We start from the raw sequence: 23311 nt of genomic DNA on the forward strand, positions 1-23311 counted from the left end.
CCATGAGCAAAAAATCCTCCTCCACCCCTTCGTCGCGCAGCAGCCTGGGCGGCACGTTGGTGGGCTTCATCGTCGGCCTGTTGGTCGGCCTGGCCGCGGCGCTGGCCGTGGCGGTCTACGTGACCCGTGTGCCCGTACCCTTCGTTGACCGCGGCCTGTCGCGCAGCGCCGAGGACGACGCCAAGGAAGCCGAGCGCAACAAGGGCTGGAACCCCAACCGGTCCGTCGGCGGCATGCCCGCCCCGGCGACCCCCGCGCCCGGCAGCGAAGGCGCCATCACCGCGCCAGGCACCGCCGGCACCTTGCCGCCCGCCGGCGCCCCCGCGCCCTCGGCCGACCCGCTGGGCGACCTGGCCCGCTCGCGCACGGAGCAGCAGGCCCCGGCGGCCGCGCCGGCCAAGCCCGGTGCGGCGCCCGCCGAAGCCCCCGCGCCCGGCGCCGACCCCTATACCTACTTCGTGCAGGCCGGCGCCTTCCGCAACGCGCCCGAGGCCGAGGCCCAGCGCGCGCGCCTGGCCATGCTGGGCATCGCCGCCACGGTGGACGAGCGCGAGAACGCCGGCCGCACCCTGTACCGGGTGCGCGTGGGCCCCTTCGCCCAGAAGGCCCTGGCCGACCTGACGATCGAGCAGTTGCAGGTCAACGGCGTCGAGTCGGCCCTGGTGCGCGTGCAGCGCTGACCCGGGCCGGGCGCGCGGGAACTTCCCGCGCCCGGCCAGGCCCCAAACGCTGGTTCATACCCCTTGGAGAGCCATCCCATGCGTCGTCGCGATTTCACCCTGTCCCTGCTCGCCACCGGCACCGCACTGCCGGCCCTGGCCCAGCGGGTCGCCCCGAAAGAGGGCGCCGAGTACCTGCGCCTGGGCAAGCCCGTGCCCGTCGAGGCGCCGGCCGGCAAGGTGGAGGTGGTGGAGTTCTTTGCCTACTCCTGCATCCATTGCTTCAACTTCGAGCCGCTGCTGCAGGACTGGGAGAAGCGCAGGCCCGAGGGCGCGGTGCTGCGCCGCGTGCCGGTGGCCTTCAGCCCGGCCTTCGTGCCCATGCAGCGCCTGTACTACACGCTGGAGTCCATGAACCTGGTGGAACGCCTGCACGCCGAGGTGTTCAAGGCCATCCATGTGGAGCGGCTGCCGCTGACCACGCCGGCGCCGATCACCGACTGGGTGGTCAAGCAGGGCGTGGACCGGGCGAAGTTCTCCGAGATCTTCAACCACGCCGACACGCAGAAGAAGGCCGAGCGCGCCGCGGCGCTGCAGGACGCCTACGGTGTCGAGGGCACGCCCGCGCTGGGCGTCGCTGGCCGCTACTACATTCCCGGCCAAGGGCCCAAGACGCTGACCATCGCCAACTGGCTGATCATGGAAGCGCGCAAAGGGTGATGCACCCCCGCCGCGCTTCGCGCGGCCCCTCGAGGGGAGGGTCTGCGGCCCGGCACTGCGGGTGGCGCCCTGTTTCTGGCGGGCGGTTTGTCAGACCGGGGCGGGTGGGTGTTTAGAATGCATGCAAGTTTCGTGCCCTTGACATGCCACACGCCCTTCCTCCCTTGCACCGCCTCGCCCTTGGCCTGCTGACCGCCTGCGCGCTGGCGGGCGCCGCCCAGGCCGAGCAGGCCGACCGGCTCAAGCCCATGAACGCCGAGTCGGACAACCTGCGCTACGACGACGCGCGCCAGCTCAGCATCTTCACCGGCAACGTGGTCATCACCAAGGGCACCATCGTGATCCGCGGCGCCCAGGTCGAGGTGCGACAGGACGCGCAGGGCCACCAGTTCGGCGTCGTGCTGGGCAGCCCGGGCTACTTCAAGCAAAAGCGCGAAGGCCTCAACGAGTTCATCGAGGGCGAGGCCAAGCGCATCGAGTACGACAGCAGCGCCGACAAGGTGCGCTTCATCGGCGACGCCGTGCTGCGCCGCTACCTGGGCACCCAGCTCAACGACGAGACGCGCGGCAGCGTGATCGTCTACGACAACCGCAGCGAGGTGTTCACCGTCGAGAGCAGCCCGGCCGGCGCCACGCCCGGCAATCCCTCGGGCCGGGTGCGCGCCACGCTCACGCCGGTGCCGCGCGAAGGCCAGCCCGCCCCGGCGCCCGCGCCCGCCCCCACGCCGCTGCGCCCGTCGGGTGAGCTCGGCGGAGGACGCCCGTGAGCGCCAGCGAGTCGCCCTCGACCACCTTCCCCGAAACCCAGTTGCTGGCCACCAGCCGGCTGGAGGCCACGGGGCTGAAGAAGTCCTACGGCAGCCGCCTGGTGGTCAAGGACGTTTCGCTCGCCGTGGACAAGGGCGAGGTGGTGGGCCTGCTGGGCCCCAACGGCGCCGGCAAGACGACCTCCTTCTACATGATCGTCGGCCTGCTGCGCGCCGACGGCGGGCAGATCCTGCTCGACAACCAGTCCATCGAGCGCCTGCCCATCCACCGCCGCGCGCGCCTGGGCCTGGGCTACCTGCCGCAGGAGGCCTCGATCTTCCGCAAGCTCACCGTGGCGCAGAACGTGCGCGCCGTGCTGGAGCTGCAGGTGGACGCGCGCGGCCGCCCGCTGAGCGCCGCCGCCATCGACGAGCGCCTGGACACGCTGCTGCGCGACCTGCACGTGGACCACCTGCGCGATTCGCCCGCGCCGGCGCTGTCGGGCGGCGAGCGCCGCCGCGTCGAGATCGCGCGCGCGCTCGCCACCGATCCGCGCTTCATCCTGCTCGACGAGCCCTTCGCCGGCATCGACCCGATCGCGGTGATCGAGATCCAGCGCATCATCGGCTTCCTCAAGTCGCGCGGCATCGGCGTGCTCATCACCGACCACAACGTGCGCGAGACCCTGGGCATCTGCGACCGCGCCTACATCATCAACGACGGCCATGTGCTGACCAGCGGCACGCCGTCGGACATCGTCGAGAACGCCGACGTGCGCCGGGTCTACCTCGGCGAGCATTTCCGGATGTGATGAAGCAGAGCCTGTCGCTACGCGTCTCGCAGCACCTGGCGCTGACGCCCCAGCTGCAGCAGTCGATCCGCCTGCTGCAGCTTTCGACGCTGGAGATGGCGCAGGAGGTCGAGCAGATGCTCGACGAGAACCCCTTCCTGGAACGCGCCGACGAAGGCCTGGAGCGCGAGGAATTCGGCCTGGCCGCGACCGATGCGCCGGTGAGCGCGGGCGAGCAGATCGCCGACGCCGCGTCCGCCGCCGGCCCGGGCGCCGACGCCGGGGAGGGGCGCAACGAAGACAAGGCCAGCGCCACCGACGGCGACGCGGTGGAGGCCAGTGTGGACGGCGCCTCGCCGGTGGAAGAGAGCTGGGACGGCGACGGCACGGTGGAGATGGCGCCCGACGACAGCGAGTGGGGCGGCGACGCGCCGCCGCGCGGCAGCGGCTCCGGCGATGACGAAGAGACCGCCAGCGCGGCCGACCTCGCGCGCGCCCTGGTGTCGCTGCAGGACCATTTGCACGAGCAGGCGCGCTGCCTGCGCCTGTCCGAGGCGGATGCTGCCGCGCTGCACTTCCTGATCGAATCGCTGGACGAGGACGGCTACCTCGCCGACCCGCTGCCCGAACTCGCGCTGGCGCTGCTGCGCCTGCAGGGTGAGGCCACCGCCAAGGCCGACCCGTCCGACGCCGCCGCCACCGAACGCCTCGACGCGGCCGAGCAAGGGCTGCGCACCGCCCTGCAGCTGCTGCAGCACATGGACCCGCCCGGCGTGGGCGCGCGCGACCTGGCCGAGTGCCTGAAGCTGCAGATCCTGGAGCTGCGCAACACGCCCGAGGCGCGCGCCGCGCTGGCGATCTGTGGGCAGCCGCTGGAGCTGATCGCCAAGCGCGACGTGCGCAAGCTGGTGCAGCTGTGCCGCGCCGACGAGGACACCGTGCGCGGCGCGCTCGCGCTGATCGCGCGGCTGGAGCCCAAGCCCGGACGCCGCTTCGCGGACGTCGAGCGCAACATCGTCGTGCCCGACGTCATCGTCACGCGCGCCGGCCGCGGCTTCAAGGTGGTGCTCAACCCCGACGTGATGCCGCGCCTGCGCGTGCACGACGTGTACGCCAACGCCATGCGCCAGAACCGCGGCGGGCGCGATGGCGGCGAAGGCGGCCACGCCGCCATGCAGCAGCGCCTGCAGGAGGCGCGCTGGTTCATCAAGAACATCCAGCAGCGCTTCGACACCATCCTGCGCGTGTCCAGCGCCATCGTCGAGCGCCAGCGCAACTTCTTCATGCACGGCGAGCTCGCCATGCGCCCGCTGGTGCTGCGCGAGATCGCCGACGAACTGGGCCTGCACGAATCCACCATCAGCCGCGTGACCACGGCCAAGTACATGGCCACGCCTTTCGGTACCTACGAACTGAAGTACTTCTTCGGCTCCTCGCTGGGCACCGAGACCGGCGGCAACGCCTCCAGCACCGCGGTGCGCGCGCTGCTCAAGCAGTTCATCGCCGCCGAGGCGCCGGCCAAGCCGCTGTCGGACAACCAGCTCTCCGACCTGCTCAAGGAGCAGGGCATCGAGTGCGCGCGCCGCACCGTGGCCAAGTACCGCGAGGCCATGCGCATCGCCCCGGCCAACCTCCGAAAATCGCTTTGAACCAGCTCCAGCTCTTTCTCCCCTGCGCCGCCGGCGTGGAGGACTTTCTCGCCGTTGAGGTGCAGCGCATCACCGGCATCGGCGCGCTGCAGCGCTCGCGCGGCGGCGTCTCGCTCGAGGCCTCGTGGCGCGACGCGCTGCGCCTGAACCTGCACAGCCGGCTCGCGCAGCGCGTGCTGGTGCGCCTGTGGCACGGCCCCTACCGTGCCGAGCAAGACCTCTACGCGGCCGCCGCCGAGGTGGCCTGGGAGATCTGGTTCACGCCGCGCCAGACCATCAAGGTCGAACTCACCGCGCAGCACAGCCCGCTCAAGAGCCTGAACTTTGCCGCCCTCAAGATCAAGGACGCCGTCTGCGACCGCTTTCGCGACAAGCGCGGCGAGCGCCCCAGCGTGGACACCCAGCGGCCCGACGTGCGCCTGTTCGGCCACCTCACCGCCGAGACGCTCACGCTCTACATCGACACCACCGGTGAGCCGCTGTTCAAGCGCGGCTGGCGCGAGGACAAGGGCGACGCGCCGCTGAAGGAAACCCTGGCCGCCGCCATGATCGCCGCCACCGGCTGGGACGCGCAGGCGCGCGAGGCCGCCACGCTGGCCGAGGTGCCGCCGCTGGCCGACCCCTGCTGCGGCAGCGGCACGGTGCTCATCGAGGCCGCGCAGATCGCGCTGAACATCGCCCCGGGCGGCCAACGCCGCTTCGCCTTCGAGAAGCTGCTGCCCTTCCAGCCGCACGTGTGGCAGGGCCTGCGCGACGAGGCGCGCGCGGCCGAGCGGCCCTGGCCCGCCGGCCAGGCGCCCATCGTCTTCGGCAGCGACGTGGCCTTCCGCATGGTCGACTTCGCCCGGCGCAATGCCGAGCGCGCGCGCGTGGCCCAGGCGATCGAGCTGCGCGGCGGCGACGCCCTGCAGCGCCTGCCGCCCAGCCCGCGCGCGGGCGTGCTGCTGCTCAACCCGCCCTATGGCGAGCGCATCGCCGCCGCCGGCGTGGCCGGGCGCAACGCGGCCGAACGCGCCAGCGGTGCCGGCGCCGAGCGCGGGGGGCGCGAACAGGCGCGCGACGAGGACGGCCAGGCCGCCGACGCCTTCTTCGAGCGCCTGGCCGCGCACTGGAAATCGCACTACGCCGGCTGGACCGCCTGGCTGCTCACGCCCGACCTGAAACTGCCCGGCCGCATGCGCTTCAAGGAATCGCGCCGCGTGCCGCTGTGGAACGGCCCCATCGAGTGCCGGCTGTTCCGCTTCGACCTGAAGGCCCGTCGGAATGACGCGGTCTGACCCAGAAACGCCAGGGAACCGGCTGTGCCGGTCCGTCGGCGTTGCCCCCTCGGAGGGGTCGCGCGAGGCGCGGCAGGGGGGGGCTCTTGCTCTGGTCGTCATCGACACCAACGTCGTGCTCGACCTGTTCGTCTTCGACGACCCCGCCGTGGCGCCGCTGCGCGCCGCGCTGGTGCAGGGCCGCGTGGCCTGGATCGCCAGCGAGGCCATGCGCGAGGAGCTGCGGCGCGTGCTGGACTACCCGCACCTCGCGCGCCGCCTGGACGGTGGCGGGCCCGATGCCGTGCTGGCCGCGTTCGACCGCCACGCGCGGCGCGTGGCGCCTGCCGCCAAGGCCGCGTTCACCTGTCGCGACCCCGACGACCAGCGCTTCATCGACCTGGCCGTGGCGCATGGCGCCGCGCTGCTCAGCAAGGACGCCCATGTGCTGGCGCTGGCGCGCCGCCTCGCGGGCATCGGCGTGCCCGTGCGCCGCGCCTGGGCGCCGAGCGCTGAGGGGGCCGTGGCGTGAGCGCCTGGCCCGTGGCCGCGCTGCTCGCGCTGTTGGCGGGGCTGTCGCCGGCCCGGGCCCAGGACGCGGCACGCTGCGGTCCCGTGGGGCCGGCTGGCCAGCAGCGCTGTGCCTTGCCCGACGGCTCCAGCCTGCTGCGCGTGATGGGCGCGGACGGCCGCCGCGCCCTGGTGCTGTTGCGCCGCTGGGCCGACGGCAGCCTGGCCGAACTGCGCTGCGCGCCCACCAGCCTGCTGCCCGAGGACCGCGAGCCCTGCGGCCATGGCGGCGCGCTCGCCGAGGTCACGCTCTACCGCGAACCCGGCAAGCCGCTGGGCACCGTGAGCCACCGGCGCGGCGTGCTGATGCGCCAGGTGATCGTGAACCCGCAAGGCGGCGTGGTGCGCAGCGAGGAGCTCGTCGAGGACAGCGGCGGTCCCGACCGCCGCATCAAGCGCGTGTACTACCCCTCGGGGCAGTTGCGGCACGAGATCGACCTGGCCGAGCCGCCGCCCGAGCAGTACCACGGCCGCGAGGGCGTGGGCCGCGAGTTCGCCGAGTCGGGCCAGTTGACGCAGGAGGTGGAGTGGGCCGCGGGGCGCGAGCGGCGCATCCGCCAGTGGCACCTCAACGGTCAGCTCAAGATGGAGCAGACCATCCGCCGCCTGGGCCGCGACGAGCTGCGCGAGACGCGCAGTTTCTACGAGGACGGCGCGCCGGCGGCGCTCAACCGCGAGCGCAACGGCCGCCTGTTCGGCTGGCAGCAGTACCACGCGCCCGGCGGCGCGCTGCAGCGCGAGGAGGAATACGGGGAGCGTGGCCTGCTGCTGCGCCTCAGGCTCTACGACCCCAGCGGCCGGCTGCTGCGCGATGAGCGGGTGAACGAGGATCCGTCGAGCAGCTGAGGCTGGGGGCCAGCTGGGCTGGCTGGCCCTCTCGCTGTTGTTGCAGCCTTGCTGGCGTCGGCTTCGCATGGGCCGCCGGTGTGGGTGCCCGTTCTCCGGCCCACGCTCGCGGTCCACCACCTGGGTAGGCCTGCGTTGTCTCTTCAACACCGCTTCGGCGCTCAGCCTCTGTGGCAGCCGCGAATGGGGCCTGCGCCCGGGCACCCACACCGCCGTCCCCGAAACGGGCGGGCCGGCCAAAGAAGACCGGACACCCTTCGAGCGTTGATCGCTGGCCAAATGGAATCTGACCCCGATTTCGCGCTGTGGCCCCGATGTCCTTGGTCTGCTCGCGTGTCACTCTCGACGGATGGAGGGGTTCGCGGGCGCAGGCCCCATTCGCGGCTGCCACAGAGGCTGAGTGCCGGCACGGTGTTGAAGAGACAACGCAGGCCTACCGGGGTATGCGCCCGCGAGCGTGGGCCGGAGAACGCGGACCCCGCCAGCCGTCAGCGCGAAGCCGTCAGCGCGAAGCCGTCAGCGCGAAGCCGGCGAGCGAAGTCACCGAGCGAAGTCACCCAGAGAAACTGCCGCGTGCAGCCATCAGCGCAAGGCCGCCGGTGCGAAGCCCGCCATGGACGCAGACCAGCCGGCTCAAGCCTGAGCGAAGGTGTCGGCCCGCGCCCGCCGCCACCAGGTGGTGAACACCGCGTGCTCCCCTTGCGCGTCGTCGTCCAGCAGCGCACCCGGCGAGGTGGTGGGCAGCAGGTGGGCCAGCAGGCGCACCTCGTTGTCGCTCACGCGGCGCACCAGGTGGTGCGCGCTGATCTCGCCCGGGTGCTGCAGGCCGGCGGCCTGAACCAGCTCCTTCAAGGCCTTGAGCGTGTTCTGGTGGAAGCGCCACACCCGCTCGGCCTTGTCGGGCACCACCAAGGCCTGCTGGCGCACCGGGTCCTGCGTGCTCACGCCCGTGGGGCAATGGCCGGTGTGGCAGGTCTGCGCCTGCAGGCAGCCCAGCGCGAACATGAAGCCGCGCGCGCTGTTGCACCAGTCGGCGCCGATGGCCAGCGCGCGCGCGATGTCGAAGGCGCTCACCACCTTGCCCGCGCAGCCGATGCGGATGCGATCGCGCAGGTTCACGCCCACCAGGGTGTTGTGCACCAGGCGCAGGCCCTCCTGCAGCGGCGCGCCGACGTGGTCGGTGAACTCCAGCGGCGCCGCGCCGGTGCCGCCCTCGGCGCCGTCGACCACGATGAAATCGGGCGTGACGCCGCTCTGACGCATGGCCTTGACGATCGCGAACCACTCCCAGGGGTGGCCGATGCACAGCTTGAAGCCCACCGGCTTGCCGCCAGAGAGCGCGCGCAGCTTCTGGATGAAGGCCATCAGCTCCAGCGGCGTGGAAAAGGCGCTGTGCGCGGCCGGCGAGATGCAATCCACCGCCTCGGGCACGCCGCGCGCGGCGGCGATCTCGGCCGTCACCTTGGCGCCCGGCAGCACGCCGCCGTGGCCGGGCTTGGCGCCCTGGCTCAGCTTGATCTCCACCATCTTCACCTGCGGGTCGAGCGCGTTCGCGCTGAAGCGCTCCTCGCTGAAGCGGCCCTCGTCGTCGCGGCAGCCGAAATAGCCCGAACCGATCTCCCAGATCAGGTCGCCGCCGTGCAGGCGGTGCCAGGCGGAGATGGAGCCCTCGCCCGTGTCGTGCGCGAAGCCGCCGCGCTGCGCGCCCGCGTTGAGGGCCTGGATGGCGTTGGCCGAGAGCGCGCCGAAGCTCATGGCCGAGATGTTGAACACGCTGGCCTCGTAGGGCTGGGTGCAGTCGGGCCCGCCGATGCGCACGCGGAAATCGTGGGTGGGCAGGCTGGTCGGCGCGATCGAGTGGTTGATCCACTCGTGGCCGTTGCTCAGCATGTCGAGCTGGCTGCCGAAGGGGCGCTTGTCGGTCTCGCCCTTGGCGCGCGCATACACCAGGCTGCGCTGCGCACGCGAGAAGGGTTGGGCCTCGGTGTCGCTTTCCAGAAAGTACTGGCGGATCTCGGGCCGCACGAACTCCAGCATGAAGCGCAGGTGACCGATCACCGGGTAGTTGCGCAGCACCGAGCTGCGCGTCTGGCGCAGGTCCCACAGGCCCACCAGCGTGAGCGCGCCGAACAGCAGGAACCAGACGCCGCCGACGCCGAAGGCGACCAGGGCGAACAGGCTCAGCAGGGCGACGAAGGCGCACAGGCCCAGGGCCGTGTAGCGCACGGGATAGAGAGCGTTGAGTCGGTCAAGCATCGGCGTTCGTCGTCTGGTCGAAGGGGGAAAAATCCTGCGTCTGCATTATTGGGGCGTGTTTTGAACAAGCGAACAATGACTTGAATCCCCACACCGCACGCGCCCAGGCAGGCGACGCGGGGTCGGTGTCCCAGGGCCTGCCGCGAAGGATGTCGCCATGTTCCCGATCATGATGGACGAGCCCGATTCGATGACGGTCGCCCCCAGCGTGTGGCAAACCCTGCAGAACGCCTGGCGCAGCGTGTACGAGGCCCCTGCGCCCGCCACGCACCTGGAGCCGGCGGAGCGGCCGCCGACGCCCAGCGCGCTGGCCTCGCTGGCCATGGGCACGGTGGACCCGTCGGGCCAGACGCACCACTGACACGGCGTGAGGGCGCCCCCCACGGGGCCCGCGCCGCGCCCGGCGGCGCGGTGGGCGGCACTACACTGGCGGCCCTTTCCCGCCCGAGCGCCTCCCGATGACCCCCGACAGCGACAGCCCCCTGCAAGCCAGCGATTTCGACGAACTCGACGCCATCCTCGTCGACCTCGCCTCGCGCGACGACGCGGTGCCGCCCTGGGAATTCCTGGAAGGCGCCATGGCCGCCCTGATCTGCACCCGCCGGCCCATCGAGGCGAGCGAATGGATGCCCGCGCTGCTGGGCACCGGCCCGCTGCCCACGGTGCCGCACGGCGACGGCACCCACTTTCCCAGCACCGACCGTTACGAGCGCTTCATGGTGCTGTGGGCCCGCCGCGAGGCCGAGGTGCGCGCCGCCCTGCTGGCCGACGTGAACAGCCTGGCGGACGAGCGCAGCTACCACCCCGAGCTGGTGGACCTGCGCGGCGCCGTGGCCGCCATGCCCGAGGCCGAGCGGCCCAACACCGACGGCGAACCCCTGCCCGCGTTCGGCCAGGCCTGGGCTGAGGGCTTCCTGGCCGTGGTGGAACTCTGGGAAGATGATTGGGTACCGCCGCGCGACAAGGAAACCGCCGGCTGGATCCACGACGCGCTCGACACCATCGCCGCCGTGGCCAAAGACGACCGCGGCACGCCCGAGCTGAACCTGCACGAGGAAGAGGCGCCGCCCAGCGTGAGCCAGGCCCGCCTGGACGAACTGGACGCCGCCATCTGGGCCGTCTACGAGCTGCGCCGCATCTGGGCCAGCCTGGGCCCGCGCAGCGAGCCGGTGCGCCAGGCCGCCACGCCCGGTCGCAACGACCCTTGCCCCTGCGGCAGCGGCAAGAAGTACAAGAAGTGCCACGGGGCCTGAGGCCCGCGGCGAGCGGGGCCGCAAGGACCCGTGCGGCCGTGTCAGCCCAGGACCTCGAACGGTCCGCCCTTGTCGATCGCGCGGCGGTAGGCCGGACGGTCGTGGATGCGGCGCAGCCAGTCCATCAGGCGCGGGCGTGAGGCGTTGAGCCCGCCGCGCGCGGTGGCGGCCTCCACCGGAAAGCTCATTTGCACGTCGGCGGCGCTGAAGGACTGGCCGGCGAACCAGGGGCTGCCGGCCAGCTCGGCTTCCAGGAAGTCCAGGTGCTGCGTGAGGTTGGGCGTGATGAAGCGCGCCTTCACCATCGCCGAGATGGCCTTGGCCACCGGCCGCACGAGCAGCGGCGCCTTCTCCACCCGGTCGAACACCAGCTTGAGCAGCAGCGGCGGCATCAACGAGCCTTCGGCGTAGTGCATCCAGTGCGGTAGCGCAGGAACTCCGGCGTGCCGGGCTCGGGCCGCAGCCGCGGCCCGTGGCGCTCCACCAGGGTTTCCAGGATCGCGCCCGATTCGGCCAGCACCAGCGCGCCATCCACCACCACCGGTGACTTGCCCAGCGGGTGCACCCGCTTGAGCTCGGGCGGCGCGAGCAGGGTCTTCGGGTCGCGCTCGTAGCGCACGATCTCGTAGGGCAGGCCCAGCTCCTCCAGGAGCCAGAGCACGCGCTGCGAGCGCGAGTGGTTGAGGTGGTGGACGCGGATCATGCTCAGTCGAGCAGTTCCTTGGGCACGTTGCCGCCGTTGGCGGCGATGTGGGCGAGCACGTTCTTGTGCAGCCAGACGTTCATCTTGGCCGAGTCGTTCATGAACTCGTCGGGGCAGTAGAGCTCCTTGGCCAGTTCCTTGCGTGCCTGCAGGCTGCTGTCCATGTCGAGCAGCTTGAGCAGGTCGACGATGGAGGTGCGCCAGTTGAGCTTCTGCGGGTTGGCCGCCGCGCGCTTTTCCATCTGGGCGACCACGTCCACCATCGCGATGGGGTTGACCACGGCCGGCGCGGGCGCGGCGGCGGCCGGGGCCGGGCTGGGCGCCGCCACCGGGGCGGGCGCTGGCGCGGCGGCGGGCGGCGTGGCGGCCTGGGCGGTGGACAGTCCGAGCTTGTCGAGGATGGTGCTGAAGAATCCCATGGCGGTCTCCTGAGGTCGTTGGTCGGCCGGCCAGTATAGGAGGGGGGTATGACGACGGGGCGTCCATCGCCCCTTTCGAGGGGGCGCCATGGCCCCGGGCCGGCTCAGGATCGCAGATCGAAGGCCGCCTCGGCCACGCCCACGCCGTTCACCCGCAACTCGACGCGGTGGCGGCCCGGGTAGAGCCGGCGCGTCGTCACCTCGCGCAGCGAATGCGCCTTGTCGAGCTCACGCGATTCGCCGGGCGCGAGCTCGATCTTCCAGCCCTTGAAAACCTTGGGCGACGCCGACCCATTGGCCTTGACGTGGTGCACCGCGTAGTCGACCACCAGGGTCTGCGGGCCGCGCGCGAGCGAACGCAGCCGGGCCTGCAGGCGCACCTGGCCGCCCACCGCCACCGCTACGGGGGCGATGCGCAGCGTGGCCTCGCCGTCGAAGCCATGGCTCAGGCCCCAGGCGGCGAGCGTGGGCGCGTGGCCGGCCTTGATGAGCCCGCGGCTGGCGTGGCGCAGCAGGGCCTCGCGCGCCGCATCGGCGCCCACGCGGTGCTCGCGCACCCAGTCGGCCACGCGTTCGGGGTGGTCCTTGGCGATGTCGTTGAGGTGGTTGGCCACGCTGCGGCGCACATAGGCGCTGGTGTCGTTCTGCAGCGCGCGCAGCAGCGGCAGCGTGGGCGCGGGGTCGGCCACCAGGGCCTGCAGGCGCAGGCCCCAGGGCAGGCGCGGGCGGCTGCCTTCGCTCACCAGCCGGCGCACATGGGCGCTGGCGTCGCCGGTCCAGCGCGACAGCAGCGGGAACACGAGCCCGGGGCGCTGCGCGATGAAGGGGCGGATGGCGAACTCGGCCGTGAAGCGCTGCGTGAGCTCGCGCAGGCAGAGCAGGGCGCGTTCGGGCTCGTCCAGGCCGGCGCGCGCCACCCATTCGCCCGCGCCCCACAGCGCCCAACCGCCCACGCCCTGCGGTGGCAGGCCTTGCAGTCCCACGGGCTCGCCGTCGGTGTCCAGCGCCAGCGGCGGCGCGAGCGCGGCCTCCAGCACGCCGCAGGCGCGGTCGAAGTCGGTGGGCAGGGTGGCCTGCAGCGCGTCGGCCAGGCGGTGCGCGCGGGCCTTGAACTCCAGGCCGTCCTGGCCATCGAGCGCGATGGCCGAGAAGCGCTCGGCGTCGAAGCCGCGCCAGGCGCGGCGCAGGTGGCGCGCGGTGTGCGCCACGGTGTCGGGGTTGATGAGCAGCTTGAAGGCTTCGGCCATGCGCGGGTCCTGGGGGTGTCAATCCAGCCGCTGCAGCAGGCCGGCCAGGGCGTGCCGCACGGCCTGCGCGCGCACGGCGGCGCGGTCGCCGTCGAAGCGGCGGTGCTCGCTGGCCACGCCGGCTGGCGTGCACCAGCCGAACCACACGGTGCCCACGGGCTTGTCCGCGCTGCCGCCCGTGGGCCCGGCGACGCCGGTGACCGCGAGCGCGCAGCGCGCCGCCGAATGGGCCACCGCGCCCGCGGCCATGGCGCGCGCCACGGGCTCGCTCACCGCGCCGTGCGCGGCGATGAGCGCGGCGGGCACGCCCAGCGAGTCGGTCTTGGCGGCGTTGGAGTAGGTGACGAAGCCGCGTTCGAACCAGTCGCTGGAGCCGCTGAGTTCGGTGCACGCGGCGGCGATCAGGCCACCGGTGCAGCTTTCGGCGCTGGCCATCATGGCGCCGCGCGCGCGCAGGCGGGCGGCCAGTTCGGTGACGAGGTCGAGCGTCGCGGCGTCCATGCTCAGAAGCGCCAGAGCGCGATGACCAGCAGCGTGCACAGCGCGGCCGCGAAGTCGTCGAGCAGGATGCCGAAACCGCCGCGCGGGCCGAAGCCCTTGAAGGCTTGGTCGGCCCAGGCCATGGGGCCCAGCTTCACGGCGTCGAAGAAGCGGAACAGCGCGAAGGCCACGAGCTGCGCCCAGAAACCGGCGGGCGCGATCAGCCAGAGCACGAGCCAGAAGGCCACCACCTCGTCCCACACGATGTGGCCCGAATCGGCCACGCCCAGGTGCCGCGCGGTGACGGTGCAGGCCCACCAGCCCAGCAGCGTGGCCGCGGCGAGCAGCAGGCCCCAGCTGCTGTGCGGCAGCAGGGGTTCCAGCACCAGCCAGACGACCCAGGCCCACAGCGTGCCCGAGGTGCCCGGTGCCAGCCGCGACAGGCCCGCGCCCGCGCCCAGGGCGATGAAGTGGGCGGGGTGGGCGAAGAGGAAGCGCCAGGTCGGGCGGGCGGGGGCGTCGGAGGGCATCGGTCGATGATAGGTGGGCGGCGCGTCCAGGCGGTTCAGCCCGCGCTGCCGCGCGCTTCGTCTTCCAGCGCGTCCAGGAAGACCCGCACCTTGGACGGCACCAGCCGCCGGCCGGGCAGCAGGGCGTAGATGCGCAGCGGCTCGCAGGTCCATTCGGGCAGCAGGCGCACCAGCGCGCCGCTGGCAACGGCCTGTTCGCAGAAGGTGGCCGTGATGCGCGCCACGCCGAGCCCGGCCTTGGCGCTGGCCAGGCGCAGGCTGGCGTTGCCGCTGCGCATGCGCGGGGTGCGCATGTCCACCTGCACCGGCTCGCCGCCGGGCCCCTGGAAGCTCCAGAGGGCGTCGTCGTTGCCGGCCAGCAGAGGCAGGTCGTTGAGGTCCTGCGGCGACTTCAGCGCGGGGTGCTCGCGCACCAGCTCGGGCGAAGCGAAGAGGCCGCGCTCCAGCGAGTACACGCGCCGCGTCACCACGGTGGCGGGCGCGAAGCTGTGTTCGATGGCGGAGAACACGATGTCGTAGTGGCGCTCGAACAGCGCCACGCGTGCGTGCTCCACGTCGAGGTGGACCTTGAGTTCGGGGTGCGCCTTCATCACCGCGCAGGACACGCTGGCCAGGTGGTGCGCGCCGAACTCGTAGGGCGCGGCCACGCGCAGGGTGCCCTGCACCTGCGAGCTCTTGGTGACGGCCTCGGCGGCGAACTCGCGCAGCTGGGCCAGCGGTTTGGCTATCTCTCGGTAGAGCGCCTCGCCTTCATCGGTGAGGCGCAGCTGGCGCGTGGTGCGCTCCAGCAGCCGCGCGCCGATCTGCGCCTCCAGCCGCGTCACCGAGGCGCTGAGGCTGGACTTGGGGCGGTCGGTGGCCCGCGCCGCGGCCGTGAATCCGCCGTGGTCCACGACCTGGCAGAAAGCGTCGAAATCTTCCCAATGCATTGTTCAGGTTCGCGAACACAGAAGCCAGGGCAGCCTGTTTATCGCCAGCCGCCCGCTGCCTAGGATTCTCACCCATCGACAACGCATGACGCACCGCTGGTGCATGGAGAGACAGGGTGTTCCTGAAGAACTGCTGGTACGTGGCCGCCTGGGACCACGAATTGATCGACGGCAAGATGCTGGCGCGCACCATCCTGGAAGAAGCGGTGCTGCTCTACCAGTCCGAAAGCGGCAAGGTGGTGGCGCTGCAGGACCGCTGCTGCCACCGCGGCGTTCCGCTGCACCTGGGTCGCCGCGAGGGCGACTGCGTGCGCTGCATGTACCACGGCCTGAAGTTCGACGCCTCGGGCAAGTGCATCCAGATCCCCGGCCAGGAGGTGGTGCCACCCAAGCTGGGCGTCAAGAGCTACCCCGTGGTGCTGCGCGACCACCTGGTCTGGATCTGGATGGGCGACCCGGCCCAGGCCGACCCCGGCGACATCATCGACTTCCCCTACCTGCGCGACCCGCAATGGAAAGGGGTGCCCGACTACCTGCACTACGAGGCCAACTGGCTGCTCATCGTCGACAACCTCAGCGACTTCGCGCACCTGGCTTTCGTGCACACCAAGACCCTGGGCGGCTCGGAGGAGTACGCCTACGTGACCAAGCCGGTGGCCATCGAGCGCCTGCCGCGCGGCTTCCGGGTGGAGCGCTGGCACATGAACGCGGCGCCGCCCCCGTTCCACCGCAAGGTGCTGCCCGCCGCCGAGAAGGACCTGCCGGTCGACCGCCGCAACATCGGCCACATGCACGTGCCGGGCATCTTCTTCCTGGAGTCCATGTTCTCGCCGGCCGGCAGCGGCTCGGAAACCGGCAACCGGGAGGGCAGCCGCGAGTACCGCAACTGCCAGTTCATGACGCCGGAGACCCGGCGCACCACGCACTTCTTTTGGACCTACCTGAACAACTTCGAGGGTGAGGACGCCAATGTCTCGCGCTCGCTGCACCAGAGCCTGATCGAAGGCTTCATGGAGGACAAGCACCTCATCGAGGCGCAGCAGAAGGTGCTGGACGCGGACCCGGGCTTTCGCATGCTGGCCGTCGCGGCCGACGCGCCGCTGTCGCACTTCCGCTGGACCTTCGACAAGCTGGTGGCCGAGGAACGCGCCGCCGAGAGCGCGGTGGCCGTGCGGATGGTCGCCCCGGCCGCGGGTGCGGGACAGCCCGCGTGACGGGGCCGGTGGTGGACGCGGCGAAGGGCCCCGCGATGGCCCAGGCGCCGGGCGAGCTGAGCCTGCGCATCGCCGACATGGGCGCCGAGGCGCGCGACGTGCTGCGGCTCGAGCTGGTGGACCCGCGGGGCGGCGACCTGCCGGTGTTCGAGCCCGGCGCGCACCTCGACGTGCACCTGCCCAACGGCCTGGTGCGCCAGTACTCGCTGGCCAACGACGCGCGCGAGCGGCACCGCTACGTGATCGGCGTCGGGCGCGCCGCGCCCGGGCGCGGCGGCTCGGCCTGCGTGCACACCGAGTTGCGGCCCGGCATGGCGCTGCGCTGCGGCGCGCCCGTCAACCACTTTCCGCTGGTGCCCGATGCGCCGCGCTACCTGTTCATCGCGGGCGGTATCGGCATCACGCCCATCCTGTCCATGGTCCGCTGGTGCGAGGCCGCGGGTCGGCCCTGGCGCCTGGTGTACGCGGCGCGCAACCGCTCGCGCCTGGCCTTCTACGAGGACCTCGCACCCTTCGGTGGCAAGGTGCAATGGCACTGCGACGACGAGGCCGGCGGCCCGCTGCCGGCGGCGCGCCTGGTGGCCGGGGCCGGTGCCGGCACGCACATCTACTGCTGCGGCCCGGCCCCGCTGATGGAGGCCGTGCGCGACGCGCCCGGGGCGGTGCCGGCGGCGGCGCGGCACTTCGAGTGGTTCGCCGCGCCGCAGCGGTCCGAGCCCGACGCCGCGGCGGGGGGCTTCTGGGTCGAGCTGCGGCGCAGCCAGCAGCGCTTTCACGTGCCGCCCGAGCGCAGCATCCTGGAGGTGCTGGAGGCCAACGGCCTGTCGATTCCTTTCTCTTGCCGCGAGGGCCTGTGCGGCACCTGCGAGACCGCCGTGTGCGAGGGCGAGCCCGAGCACCGCGACTACGTCTATCCCGAGTCCGAGCGGCCCGGGCTGCGCCGCCTGCTGGTCTGCGTGTCGCGTTCGCGCACGCCCGGGCTGGTGCTCGACCTCTGAGCGGCTTCCATTTCCCCCACCACCACGACAAAAAGGAGACATCCCCATGAGCGTTTCACGCCGCCGTTTCTGCCAGGCCAGCGCCACAGGGTTGGCGATGGCCGCCTGGCAGCCGCCCCTGCAGGCCCAGACCCCGACGCCGGAGACGGCCAAGATCCTGATCGGCTTCGCGCCGGGCGGCACCATCGACCTCGTGGGGCGCCGCGTCGCCGAGAAGCTGCACCCGGGTTACGCGAAGGCGGTGGTCGTCGAGAACCGCACCGGCGCGGGCGGGCAAATCGCCGTGCAGGCGGTGAAGAACGCCGCGCCCGACGGCGCCACGGTGCTGCTGACCCCCGCCTCGCCCCTGGGCCTGCACCCGCACACCTTCCGCCGCCTGCCCTACGACCCGGTGCGCGACGTGGTGCCCGTGTCGGCCGCGGCGGCCTTCGACTACGCGCTGGCGGTCGGCCCGCAGGTGCCGGTCAGCGTGAAGAGCGTGCCCGAGTTCCTGGCCTGGTGCCGGGCCCACCCGGCCAGCGCCAATTTCGGCTCGGCCGGAACGGGCTCAGCGGCCCACTTCATCGGCGCCTCGCTGGGCAAGACCGGCCAGGCGGATCTGCGCCACGTGGCCTTTCGTGGCTCGCAGCCCGCCATCACCGACCTCATCGGTGGCCAGATCGCCGCCGTGGTCGGCCCCACCGGCGAGTTCATGTCCAACGTGAAGGCTGGCAAGTGCCGGCTGCTGGCCACCAGCGGCCCGCAGCGCGGCCGCTTCACGCCCGACACGCCCACGCTGGCGGAGCAGGGCATCGCCGACCTGAAGTACCTGGGCTGGTTCGGCTTCTACCTGCCCGCCGCCGCGCCGGCCGACACCGTGCAGCGCCTCAACGCCGGTGTGCGCCAGGCGCTGGCCGCGCCCGACGTGGTCGACGGGCTGGCCTCGCTGTACATGGAGCCCTTCCCCAACAGCCCCGCGCAGTTGGCCACGCTGCTGCGCGAGGAGTCGGCCTTCTGGGCCCGCCTGGTCCAGCAGATCGGCTTCACGCCGGAGGCGTGAAGCATTTCGCCTGCGCAGAGGCCACCCGGCGCGGCGCTCAGCCGAAATGGTCGAAGCCGCGCGCGCGGATGGTCAGGTCGCGGCCCAGCGCATCGAGCACCCGCCACCCCGGCGCTGCCCGCAGGCGCCCGATGCGCGTGACCGCCACGCCGGCACCGGCGCCTGCCGCCAGCACGGCCGCGTGGGCCGAAGGGTCGGCGGTGAACAGCAGCTCGTAATCGTCGCCGCCGGCGAGCAGGCAGTCCAGGCGGTGCGCCTCATCCAGATCGCGCAAGGCCGGTGCCACTGGCAGCGCGGCAGCGTCGATCTCCGCGCCCAGGCCGCTGGCCTGCAGGATGTGGTCGAGGTCGCCGAGCAGGCCGTCGCTGAGGTCCAGCGCGGCGCGCACGCCCTCGGTGGCGGCCAGGGCCTGGCCCAGCGCCAGGCGCGGCGTGGGGCGGTCCATGCGGTCCTGCACCGCGGCCAGCTCGCCGCGCGCCCAGGGCTCGCCGCGCCGCAGGGCCAGGGCCAGGCGGGCCTCGCCGGTGCGCCCGCTGAGCCAGAGCTCGTCGCCCGCCCGCGCGGCGTCGCGGCGCAGCGCGCGCCCGGGCCGCACCTCGCCGAACACGGTGAGGCTGAGCGTGAGCGGGCCGCGCGTGGTGTCGCCGCCCACCAGCGGGCAGTGGTGCGCGTCGGCCAGCGCGAACAGGCCGCGCGCGAAGGGCGCGAGCCAGGCCTCGTCGGCCGCCGGCAGGGCCAGCGCCAGCGTGAAGCCCAGTGGGCGCGCGCCCATGGCGGCCAGGTCCGACAGGTTGACCGCCAGCGCCTTGTGGCCCAGGGCCTCGGGCTCGGCGCCGGCGAAGAAGTGGCGGCCTTCGACCAGCATGTCGGTGCTGACGGCGAGCTGGTGGCCGGGCGTGGGCTGCAGCAGGGCGCAGTCGTCGCCCACGCCCAGCACCACGGGGCCGCCGGCCGGCGCGGCGCGCGCGAAGTGGCGCGCGATCAGCTCGAACTCACCCATGCGCGGAAGGCTCGGCGGCTTCGTCGTCCGGGCCCGGGCGCTCGCGCGGCGGCAGCAGGAAGCTCAGCGGCGCGGAGCGCAGGCGCCGGCGCATGGCCTGGCGGATCAGCTGGCGGTTGCCGGTGCTGATGGCCTGCGCGCGCAGCGCCAGGCGGAAGGCCAGGTAGAAGCTCACCGTGAGGTTGAGCGGGCCGACCACCAGCACGCCCGCCACGGCCCACCAGAAGGCCGGTTCGCGCAGCACTTCCAGGCCCAGCGAGAAGCCGGCGGCCGCCAGTTGGCCGGCCGAGAGGGTGACGTGGCGCACGTCCAGGCCCAGGCCGAAGAACTGCGCGAACACCGGCACCAGGCCCAGCATGAAGCCCAGCGACACGTTGGCCGCCAGGCCCGAAACGTTGGCGCGCGCGAAGCCGGCCCAGCGCGCGGCGCGCGTGCGGCCCAGCACACGCGTGAAGCGCGGGTTGTGGGCGATGGCGGAGTCCAGCTTGTGGAAGACGAACCAGTTCTCCACCCAGCCCGCGATGATGCTGCTGGCGAACAGCAGCACGCCGGTGAAGGCGGCGAACAGCGCGGTGGGGCCGAGCAGGCGCAGGTCGTGCAGCACGTGGCGGGCCTTGTCGGCGCCGATCATGGCCTCGCCGCCCAGGAACCACAGCAGCGAGCTGATCAGCAGCACCGTGGGCACCACCATGCCGACGTTGCCCAGGATGGCCGCGATCTGCGAGCGGAACAGGTTGGCCACCTCGTCGACGAAGCGGCGCACCGCGCCCGTGGCCTTGATGTCGCGCAGCTTGGCCACCATGGCCGGCGCGGTCACGGCGGGCTGCTTGGTCGCCACCGTCCATTGCAGCAGCATGATCAGCACGAAGCAGGCCGCGTAGTTGAAGCCGGCCGCGAAGCCGCCCCAGAAGGCCGACAGCCCCACGCCGTAGAGCGCGAACTTGATCCAGGTGGTGAAGCCCAGCACGAAGCCGCCGCCCGCGGCCTTGCCCAGCATTTCCTTGTACTCGGCGGCGTTGCGGGTGATGTAGTGCTCGCCGCTTTCGGCGCTGCGCTCGGCCACCTTGGCGGCCGTGAGGTGCGAGCTGGCGGCGATGAGGGCGCGCACGCTGCGGTTCTCGATGCCGACCTGCACCAGGTCGGCCAGCAGGGCGGCGTTGGCGCGGCCGGGCTGGGCGGCCAGCAGGCAGTCCAGCAGCTGCTTGATGCGCACGATGCGCTCGCGCAGCTGGCGCAGGCGGAACACGATGCCCACCGATACGCCGTGCTCTTCCAGGTGCTGGTAGACGGTGTAGGCCGCGTGCCGGCAGGCGTCGAGCTGGCCGCGCAGGCGCTCGGCGGCCTGCTCGGCCTCGGCGCTGCGCGGGCCGTGCACGCGCAACTCGCGGCGCAGCGCCTCGAACACGCCGGGCAGTTCGTGGAAGGGGCGCTCGGCCTGCGCCTCGGCCGACATGCGGATGCGGATCTCGGAGGCGAAGCCGGTGGCGCTGACCTGGCTGGTGCAGAAGGTCAGCGCGTCCAGCAGCGACTGATTCCACACATCGGTGCCGCGCTCGGGCGTGAGCGCGGCCAGCCGCTCCAGCGTGGCCGTGTCCAGCGCCTTGATCCAGCGCACGTCGAAGGGCGAGGGCAGCAGCAGCGAGAACAGCTCGGCCAGGTCGCGCGTCTCGGGCGTGCCGGGCAGCAGCTTGCGGCGCAGGCGGTGGCCGAGTTCGCTCAGGAAGGCGGTGCGCGGCGCGAAGCCGAAGTCGGCCAGCAGCGGGGTGATGTCGACGCCGGCCACGAAGGCGCGCAGCCAGGCGTGCCAGCGCTCGCGCAGCGCCGGGTCGGCCTCCAGCGCGCCGACGAACAGGCGCACGCGCGAGAGGGCGGCGGCCACGTCGATGGCGTCGCCACGCACCCAGGCCAGCGCGTCGGCCAGCCAGAGGTGGCGCTGCGCCAGCGGCGCCTCGGGCGCCATCGTGTCGAGGAGCTGTTGCAGGTCCATGCGGGCCGGGGGCGTGGGGGGCTTCAGTGCAGCACGCGCGTGGCCTGCGCGCCACCGGCGCCGCCCGCGCGCAACTCGAACTCGGGCACCGCGGCCTCGAAGCGCTCGCCGTCCTCGGCCACGCAGAAGAAGCTGCCACGCATGGCGCCGGTGGGCGTGCGCAGGCGGGTGCCGCTGGTGTACTGGAAGGACTCGCCCGGGCGCAGCAGCGGCTGGTGCCCCACCACGCCCAGGCCCTTCACCTCTTCGGTGTGGCCGTGCGCGTCCTCGATGATCCAGTGCCGCGAGATGAGCTGCGCGGGCGCCTCGCCGTGGTTGGTGATGGTGATGGTGTACGCGAAGGCGTAGAGCTCTTCCTCGGGCGCGGACTGCTCGCTCAGGTACTGAGGCTCGGCCTCGCAGGTGAAGAGGTACTTGGGCATGGGCGGCATGTTACCTGTGGGCCGCGCGCGCCGCCGGGGCAGAGCCCCCACGCTGCGCACTTCGTGTCGTCGCTGCCCCCCATGGGGGCGCAGGCCTACCTGGGAGGCGGCCCGGCGGGAGGCCTGAGACAATGCCGGGCTCCGATTCCGCCGCCCAACGCCCGCCATGACCACGTACCGCATCGCCCCCTCCATCCTCTCCGCCGACTTCGCCCGCCTGGGCGAGGAGGTGCGCCAGGTGGTCGCCGCTGGCGCCGACTGGATCCACTTCGACGTGATGGACAACCACTACGTGCCCAACCTCACCTTCGGGCCCATGGTGTGCCAGGCCCTCAAGCCGCACGCGAAGACGCCCGACGGCACACCGGTGCCCATCGACGTGCACCTGATGGTGCAGCCGGTGGACGCGCTGGCCCAGGCCTTCGCCGACGCCGGCGCCGACCTCATCAGCTTCCACCCCGATGCGAGCACCCACGCCCACCGCAGCGTGCAGGCCATCAAGGCGCGCGGCGTCAAGGCCGGGCTCACCTTCAACCCCGCGGCCTCGCTGGACGTGCTGGACTGGCTGATCGACGACATCGACCTGATCCTGATCATGAGCGTCAACCCCGGTTTCGGCGGCCAGGGCTTCATCGACTCGGCGCTGCGCAAGGTCGAGGACGCGCGCCGGCGCATCGAGGCCAGCGGCAAGGACATCCGCCTGGAGGTGGACGGCGGCATCAAGCCCGACAACATCCGGCGCGTGGCCGACGCCGGCGCCGACACCTTCGTGGCCGGCAGCGCGATCTTCGGCAAGCCCGACTACCGGGCCGTGATCGAGCAGATGCGGGCCGCGCTGGCGTGATGCGCGGCATCCGCGCGCGGCCGGGCGCGGGGCCGCGCCCCAGCCCAGCCGGCCCCCCCGGGGGGCAGCCACCCGCGCAGCGGTGGAGCGTGGGGGCACTGATCGTCGACCTCGACGGCACGATGGTCGACACCCTCGGCGACTTCGACGCCGCGCTCAACGCCACCCTGCGCGATCTCGGCCGCCCGGCCGTGGCCCGCGCCGACATTCAGCGCATGGTGGGCAAGGGCTCGATGCACCTGATCCGCGCCGCGCTGCGGCACGGTGGGCTGGACGAGGCCGGCGCGCAGGCGCGGCTGGACGAGGCCTGGGCCAGCTACCAGCGGCACTACGCCGTCGCCAACGGCGCGCACAGCACCGTCTACCCCGGCGTGGTGGAGGGCCTGCAGGCCCTGCGCGGGCGCGGCCTGGCGCTGGCCTGCGTCACCAACAAGCCGCTGGCCTTCGCGCGCGATCTGCTGCACGCCAAGGGCCTGGCGCCGTTCTTCGCGCAGGTCTTCGGCGGCGACAGCTTTGCGCGCAGCAAGCCCGACCCGCTGCCCTTGATCGAAACCTGCCGTGCGCTGGCGGTGGCGCCCGCGCGCACGCTGGTGGTGGGCGATTCGCAGAACGATGCCCTGGCCGCGCGTGCGGCGGGCTGCCCGGTGGTGCTGGTGAGCTACGGCTACAACCACGGCGAGCCGGTGCGCGGCGTGGACGCCGACGCCTACCTCGACCGGCTCGACGAGCTGCCGGCGCACCTGCTGCCCTAGA

At 72.5% G+C, this 23311-nt stretch carries 24 protein-coding genes and 1 pseudogene; 15 read left to right on the plus strand and 10 right to left on the minus strand.

All coding sequences use genetic code 11. The features are described from left to right. The first annotated feature begins 2 nt into the window (after positions 1-2). The 8 genes from BHU06_RS16430 to BHU06_RS16465 all read left to right on the plus strand — a co-directional run bounded on the left by BHU06_RS16430 (position 3) and on the right by BHU06_RS16465 (position 7237). Positions 3-680 (plus strand): SPOR domain-containing protein, encoded by a 678-nt coding sequence (locus BHU06_RS16430; RefSeq protein ID WP_070400283.1) that lies wholly within the window; start codon positions 3-5, stop codon positions 678-680. 78 nt (positions 681-758) lie between these two features. Then, the gene (locus BHU06_RS16435) at positions 759-1379 is read left to right on the plus strand and encodes a thiol:disulfide interchange protein DsbA/DsbL (RefSeq protein WP_070400284.1); all 621 of its coding nucleotides are present in this window, start codon (positions 759-761) and stop codon (positions 1377-1379) included. Positions 1380-1543: 164 nt separating this feature from the next. Beyond that, on the plus strand, positions 1544-2146 hold the full coding sequence (gene lptA, locus BHU06_RS16440; RefSeq protein WP_368072912.1) for a lipopolysaccharide transport periplasmic protein LptA: 603 nt from the start codon (positions 1544-1546) through the stop codon (positions 2144-2146). After that, complete coding sequence (gene lptB, locus BHU06_RS16445; protein WP_070400286.1) at positions 2143-2937, plus strand: LPS export ABC transporter ATP-binding protein; 795 nt, start codon at positions 2143-2145, stop codon at positions 2935-2937. Before lptA ends, lptB begins: the two co-directional genes overlap by 4 nt. Next, on the plus strand, positions 2937-4565 hold the full coding sequence (locus tag BHU06_RS16450) for an RNA polymerase factor sigma-54 (protein ID WP_070400287.1): 1629 nt from the start codon (positions 2937-2939) through the stop codon (positions 4563-4565). The genes lptB and BHU06_RS16450 overlap by 1 nt, the downstream gene beginning before the upstream one ends. Continuing rightward, complete coding sequence (locus BHU06_RS16455) at positions 4562-5842, plus strand: class I SAM-dependent RNA methyltransferase (RefSeq protein ID WP_070400288.1); 1281 nt, start codon at positions 4562-4564, stop codon at positions 5840-5842. Before BHU06_RS16450 ends, BHU06_RS16455 begins: the two co-directional genes overlap by 4 nt. A gap of 100 nt (positions 5843-5942) precedes the next feature. Then, entirely contained in the window at positions 5943-6353 is a 411-nt protein-coding gene (locus BHU06_RS16460) for a putative toxin-antitoxin system toxin component, PIN family (RefSeq protein ID WP_353844602.1), read from the plus strand. Further along, on the plus strand, positions 6350-7237 hold the full coding sequence (locus BHU06_RS16465; protein WP_070400289.1) for a toxin-antitoxin system YwqK family antitoxin: 888 nt from the start codon (positions 6350-6352) through the stop codon (positions 7235-7237). Before BHU06_RS16460 ends, BHU06_RS16465 begins: the two co-directional genes overlap by 4 nt. Before the next feature lie 633 nt (positions 7238-7870). Here BHU06_RS16465 and BHU06_RS16470 read toward each other — a convergent pair. Further along, positions 7871-9493 carry an FMN-binding glutamate synthase family protein gene (locus BHU06_RS16470; protein WP_070400290.1) on the minus strand — a complete coding sequence of 541 codons (1623 nt, stop codon included), beginning with the start codon at positions 9491-9493 and terminating at the stop codon, positions 7871-7873. A 157-nt stretch (positions 9494-9650) separates the two neighbouring features. On the opposite strand from BHU06_RS16470, the gene BHU06_RS16475 reads away from it, so the two are divergent. After that, the gene (locus BHU06_RS16475; RefSeq protein WP_070400291.1) at positions 9651-9854 is read left to right on the plus strand and encodes a hypothetical protein; all 204 of its coding nucleotides are present in this window, start codon (positions 9651-9653) and stop codon (positions 9852-9854) included. A gap of 97 nt (positions 9855-9951) precedes the next feature. After that, entirely contained in the window at positions 9952-10746 is a 795-nt protein-coding gene (locus BHU06_RS16480; protein ID WP_070400292.1) for a YecA family protein, read from the plus strand. 41 nt (positions 10747-10787) lie between these two features. Here the strand turns inward: BHU06_RS16480 and BHU06_RS16485 are convergent. From BHU06_RS16485 to BHU06_RS16510, 6 genes and pseudogenes are all read right to left on the minus strand, one after another. Then, positions 10788-11449, minus strand: a pseudogene (locus tag BHU06_RS16485) (glutathione S-transferase). Between the two features lie 2 nt (positions 11450-11451). Further along, positions 11452-11868, minus strand: coding sequence for a DUF3597 domain-containing protein (locus BHU06_RS16490; protein ID WP_070400293.1), 417 nt, complete (start codon positions 11866-11868; stop codon positions 11452-11454). 104 nt (positions 11869-11972) lie between these two features. Further along, positions 11973-13115 carry a DNA alkylation repair protein gene (locus tag BHU06_RS16495; protein WP_070400294.1) on the minus strand — a complete coding sequence of 381 codons (1143 nt, stop codon included), beginning with the start codon at positions 13113-13115 and terminating at the stop codon, positions 11973-11975. An 18-nt stretch (positions 13116-13133) separates the two neighbouring features. Continuing rightward, positions 13134-13616: a CinA family protein gene (locus BHU06_RS16500; RefSeq protein WP_070400295.1), complete on the minus strand. Its 483-nt coding sequence runs from the start codon at positions 13614-13616 to the stop codon at positions 13134-13136. 2 nt (positions 13617-13618) lie between these two features. Then, the gene (locus BHU06_RS16505) at positions 13619-14125 is read right to left on the minus strand and encodes a phosphatidylglycerophosphatase A (protein WP_070400296.1); all 507 of its coding nucleotides are present in this window, start codon (positions 14123-14125) and stop codon (positions 13619-13621) included. Between the two features lie 35 nt (positions 14126-14160). Beyond that, the gene (locus BHU06_RS16510; protein WP_070400297.1) at positions 14161-15054 is read right to left on the minus strand and encodes a LysR family transcriptional regulator; all 894 of its coding nucleotides are present in this window, start codon (positions 15052-15054) and stop codon (positions 14161-14163) included. A 116-nt stretch (positions 15055-15170) separates the two neighbouring features. Between BHU06_RS16510 and BHU06_RS16515 the strand changes: the two genes are divergently transcribed. From BHU06_RS16515 to BHU06_RS16525, 3 genes are read left to right on the plus strand one after another with little or no spacing between them, the layout of a single operon-like run. After that, on the plus strand, positions 15171-16268 hold the full coding sequence (locus BHU06_RS16515; protein WP_070400298.1) for an aromatic ring-hydroxylating dioxygenase subunit alpha: 1098 nt from the start codon (positions 15171-15173) through the stop codon (positions 16266-16268). Positions 16269-16303: 35 nt separating this feature from the next. Beyond that, a complete protein-coding gene (locus BHU06_RS16520; protein WP_070400299.1) occupies positions 16304-17266 on the plus strand; it encodes a PDR/VanB family oxidoreductase in 963 nt (320 codons plus the stop codon). 46 nt (positions 17267-17312) lie between these two features. Then, positions 17313-18305, plus strand: a complete 993-nt coding sequence (locus tag BHU06_RS16525) for a Bug family tripartite tricarboxylate transporter substrate binding protein (RefSeq protein ID WP_070400300.1) — start codon at positions 17313-17315, stop codon at positions 18303-18305. Between the two features lie 37 nt (positions 18306-18342). Here BHU06_RS16525 and thiL read toward each other — a convergent pair whose 3' ends face one another. From thiL to apaG, 3 genes are read right to left on the minus strand one after another with little or no spacing between them, the layout of a single operon-like run. Then, on the minus strand, positions 18343-19305 hold the full coding sequence (gene thiL, locus BHU06_RS16530; RefSeq protein WP_070400301.1) for a thiamine-phosphate kinase: 963 nt from the start codon (positions 19303-19305) through the stop codon (positions 18343-18345). Next, positions 19298-21292: a site-specific recombinase gene (locus BHU06_RS16535; RefSeq protein ID WP_070400302.1), complete on the minus strand. Its 1995-nt coding sequence runs from the start codon at positions 21290-21292 to the stop codon at positions 19298-19300. Before BHU06_RS16535 ends, thiL begins: the two co-directional genes overlap by 8 nt. A 23-nt stretch (positions 21293-21315) precedes the next feature. Then, positions 21316-21714 (minus strand): Co2+/Mg2+ efflux protein ApaG, encoded by a 399-nt coding sequence (apaG, locus tag BHU06_RS16540; RefSeq protein ID WP_070400333.1) that lies wholly within the window; start codon positions 21712-21714, stop codon positions 21316-21318. 166 nt (positions 21715-21880) lie between these two features. Here apaG and rpe point away from each other — a divergent pair, with 166 nt between their 5' ends. Together rpe and gph are read left to right on the plus strand one after the other, a co-directional pair. Beyond that, positions 21881-22558: a ribulose-phosphate 3-epimerase gene (gene rpe, locus BHU06_RS16545; RefSeq protein WP_070400303.1), complete on the plus strand. Its 678-nt coding sequence runs from the start codon at positions 21881-21883 to the stop codon at positions 22556-22558. Positions 22559-22647: 89 nt separating this feature from the next. Continuing rightward, on the plus strand, positions 22648-23310 hold the full coding sequence (gph, locus tag BHU06_RS16550) for a phosphoglycolate phosphatase (RefSeq protein ID WP_070400304.1): 663 nt from the start codon (positions 22648-22650) through the stop codon (positions 23308-23310). The last annotated feature ends 1 nt before the right edge of the window (position 23311 follow it).

This window comes from Hydrogenophaga sp. PML113, from assembly GCF_001777155.1.
Classification (GTDB): domain Bacteria; phylum Pseudomonadota; class Gammaproteobacteria; order Burkholderiales; family Burkholderiaceae_C; genus Hydrogenophaga; species Hydrogenophaga borbori.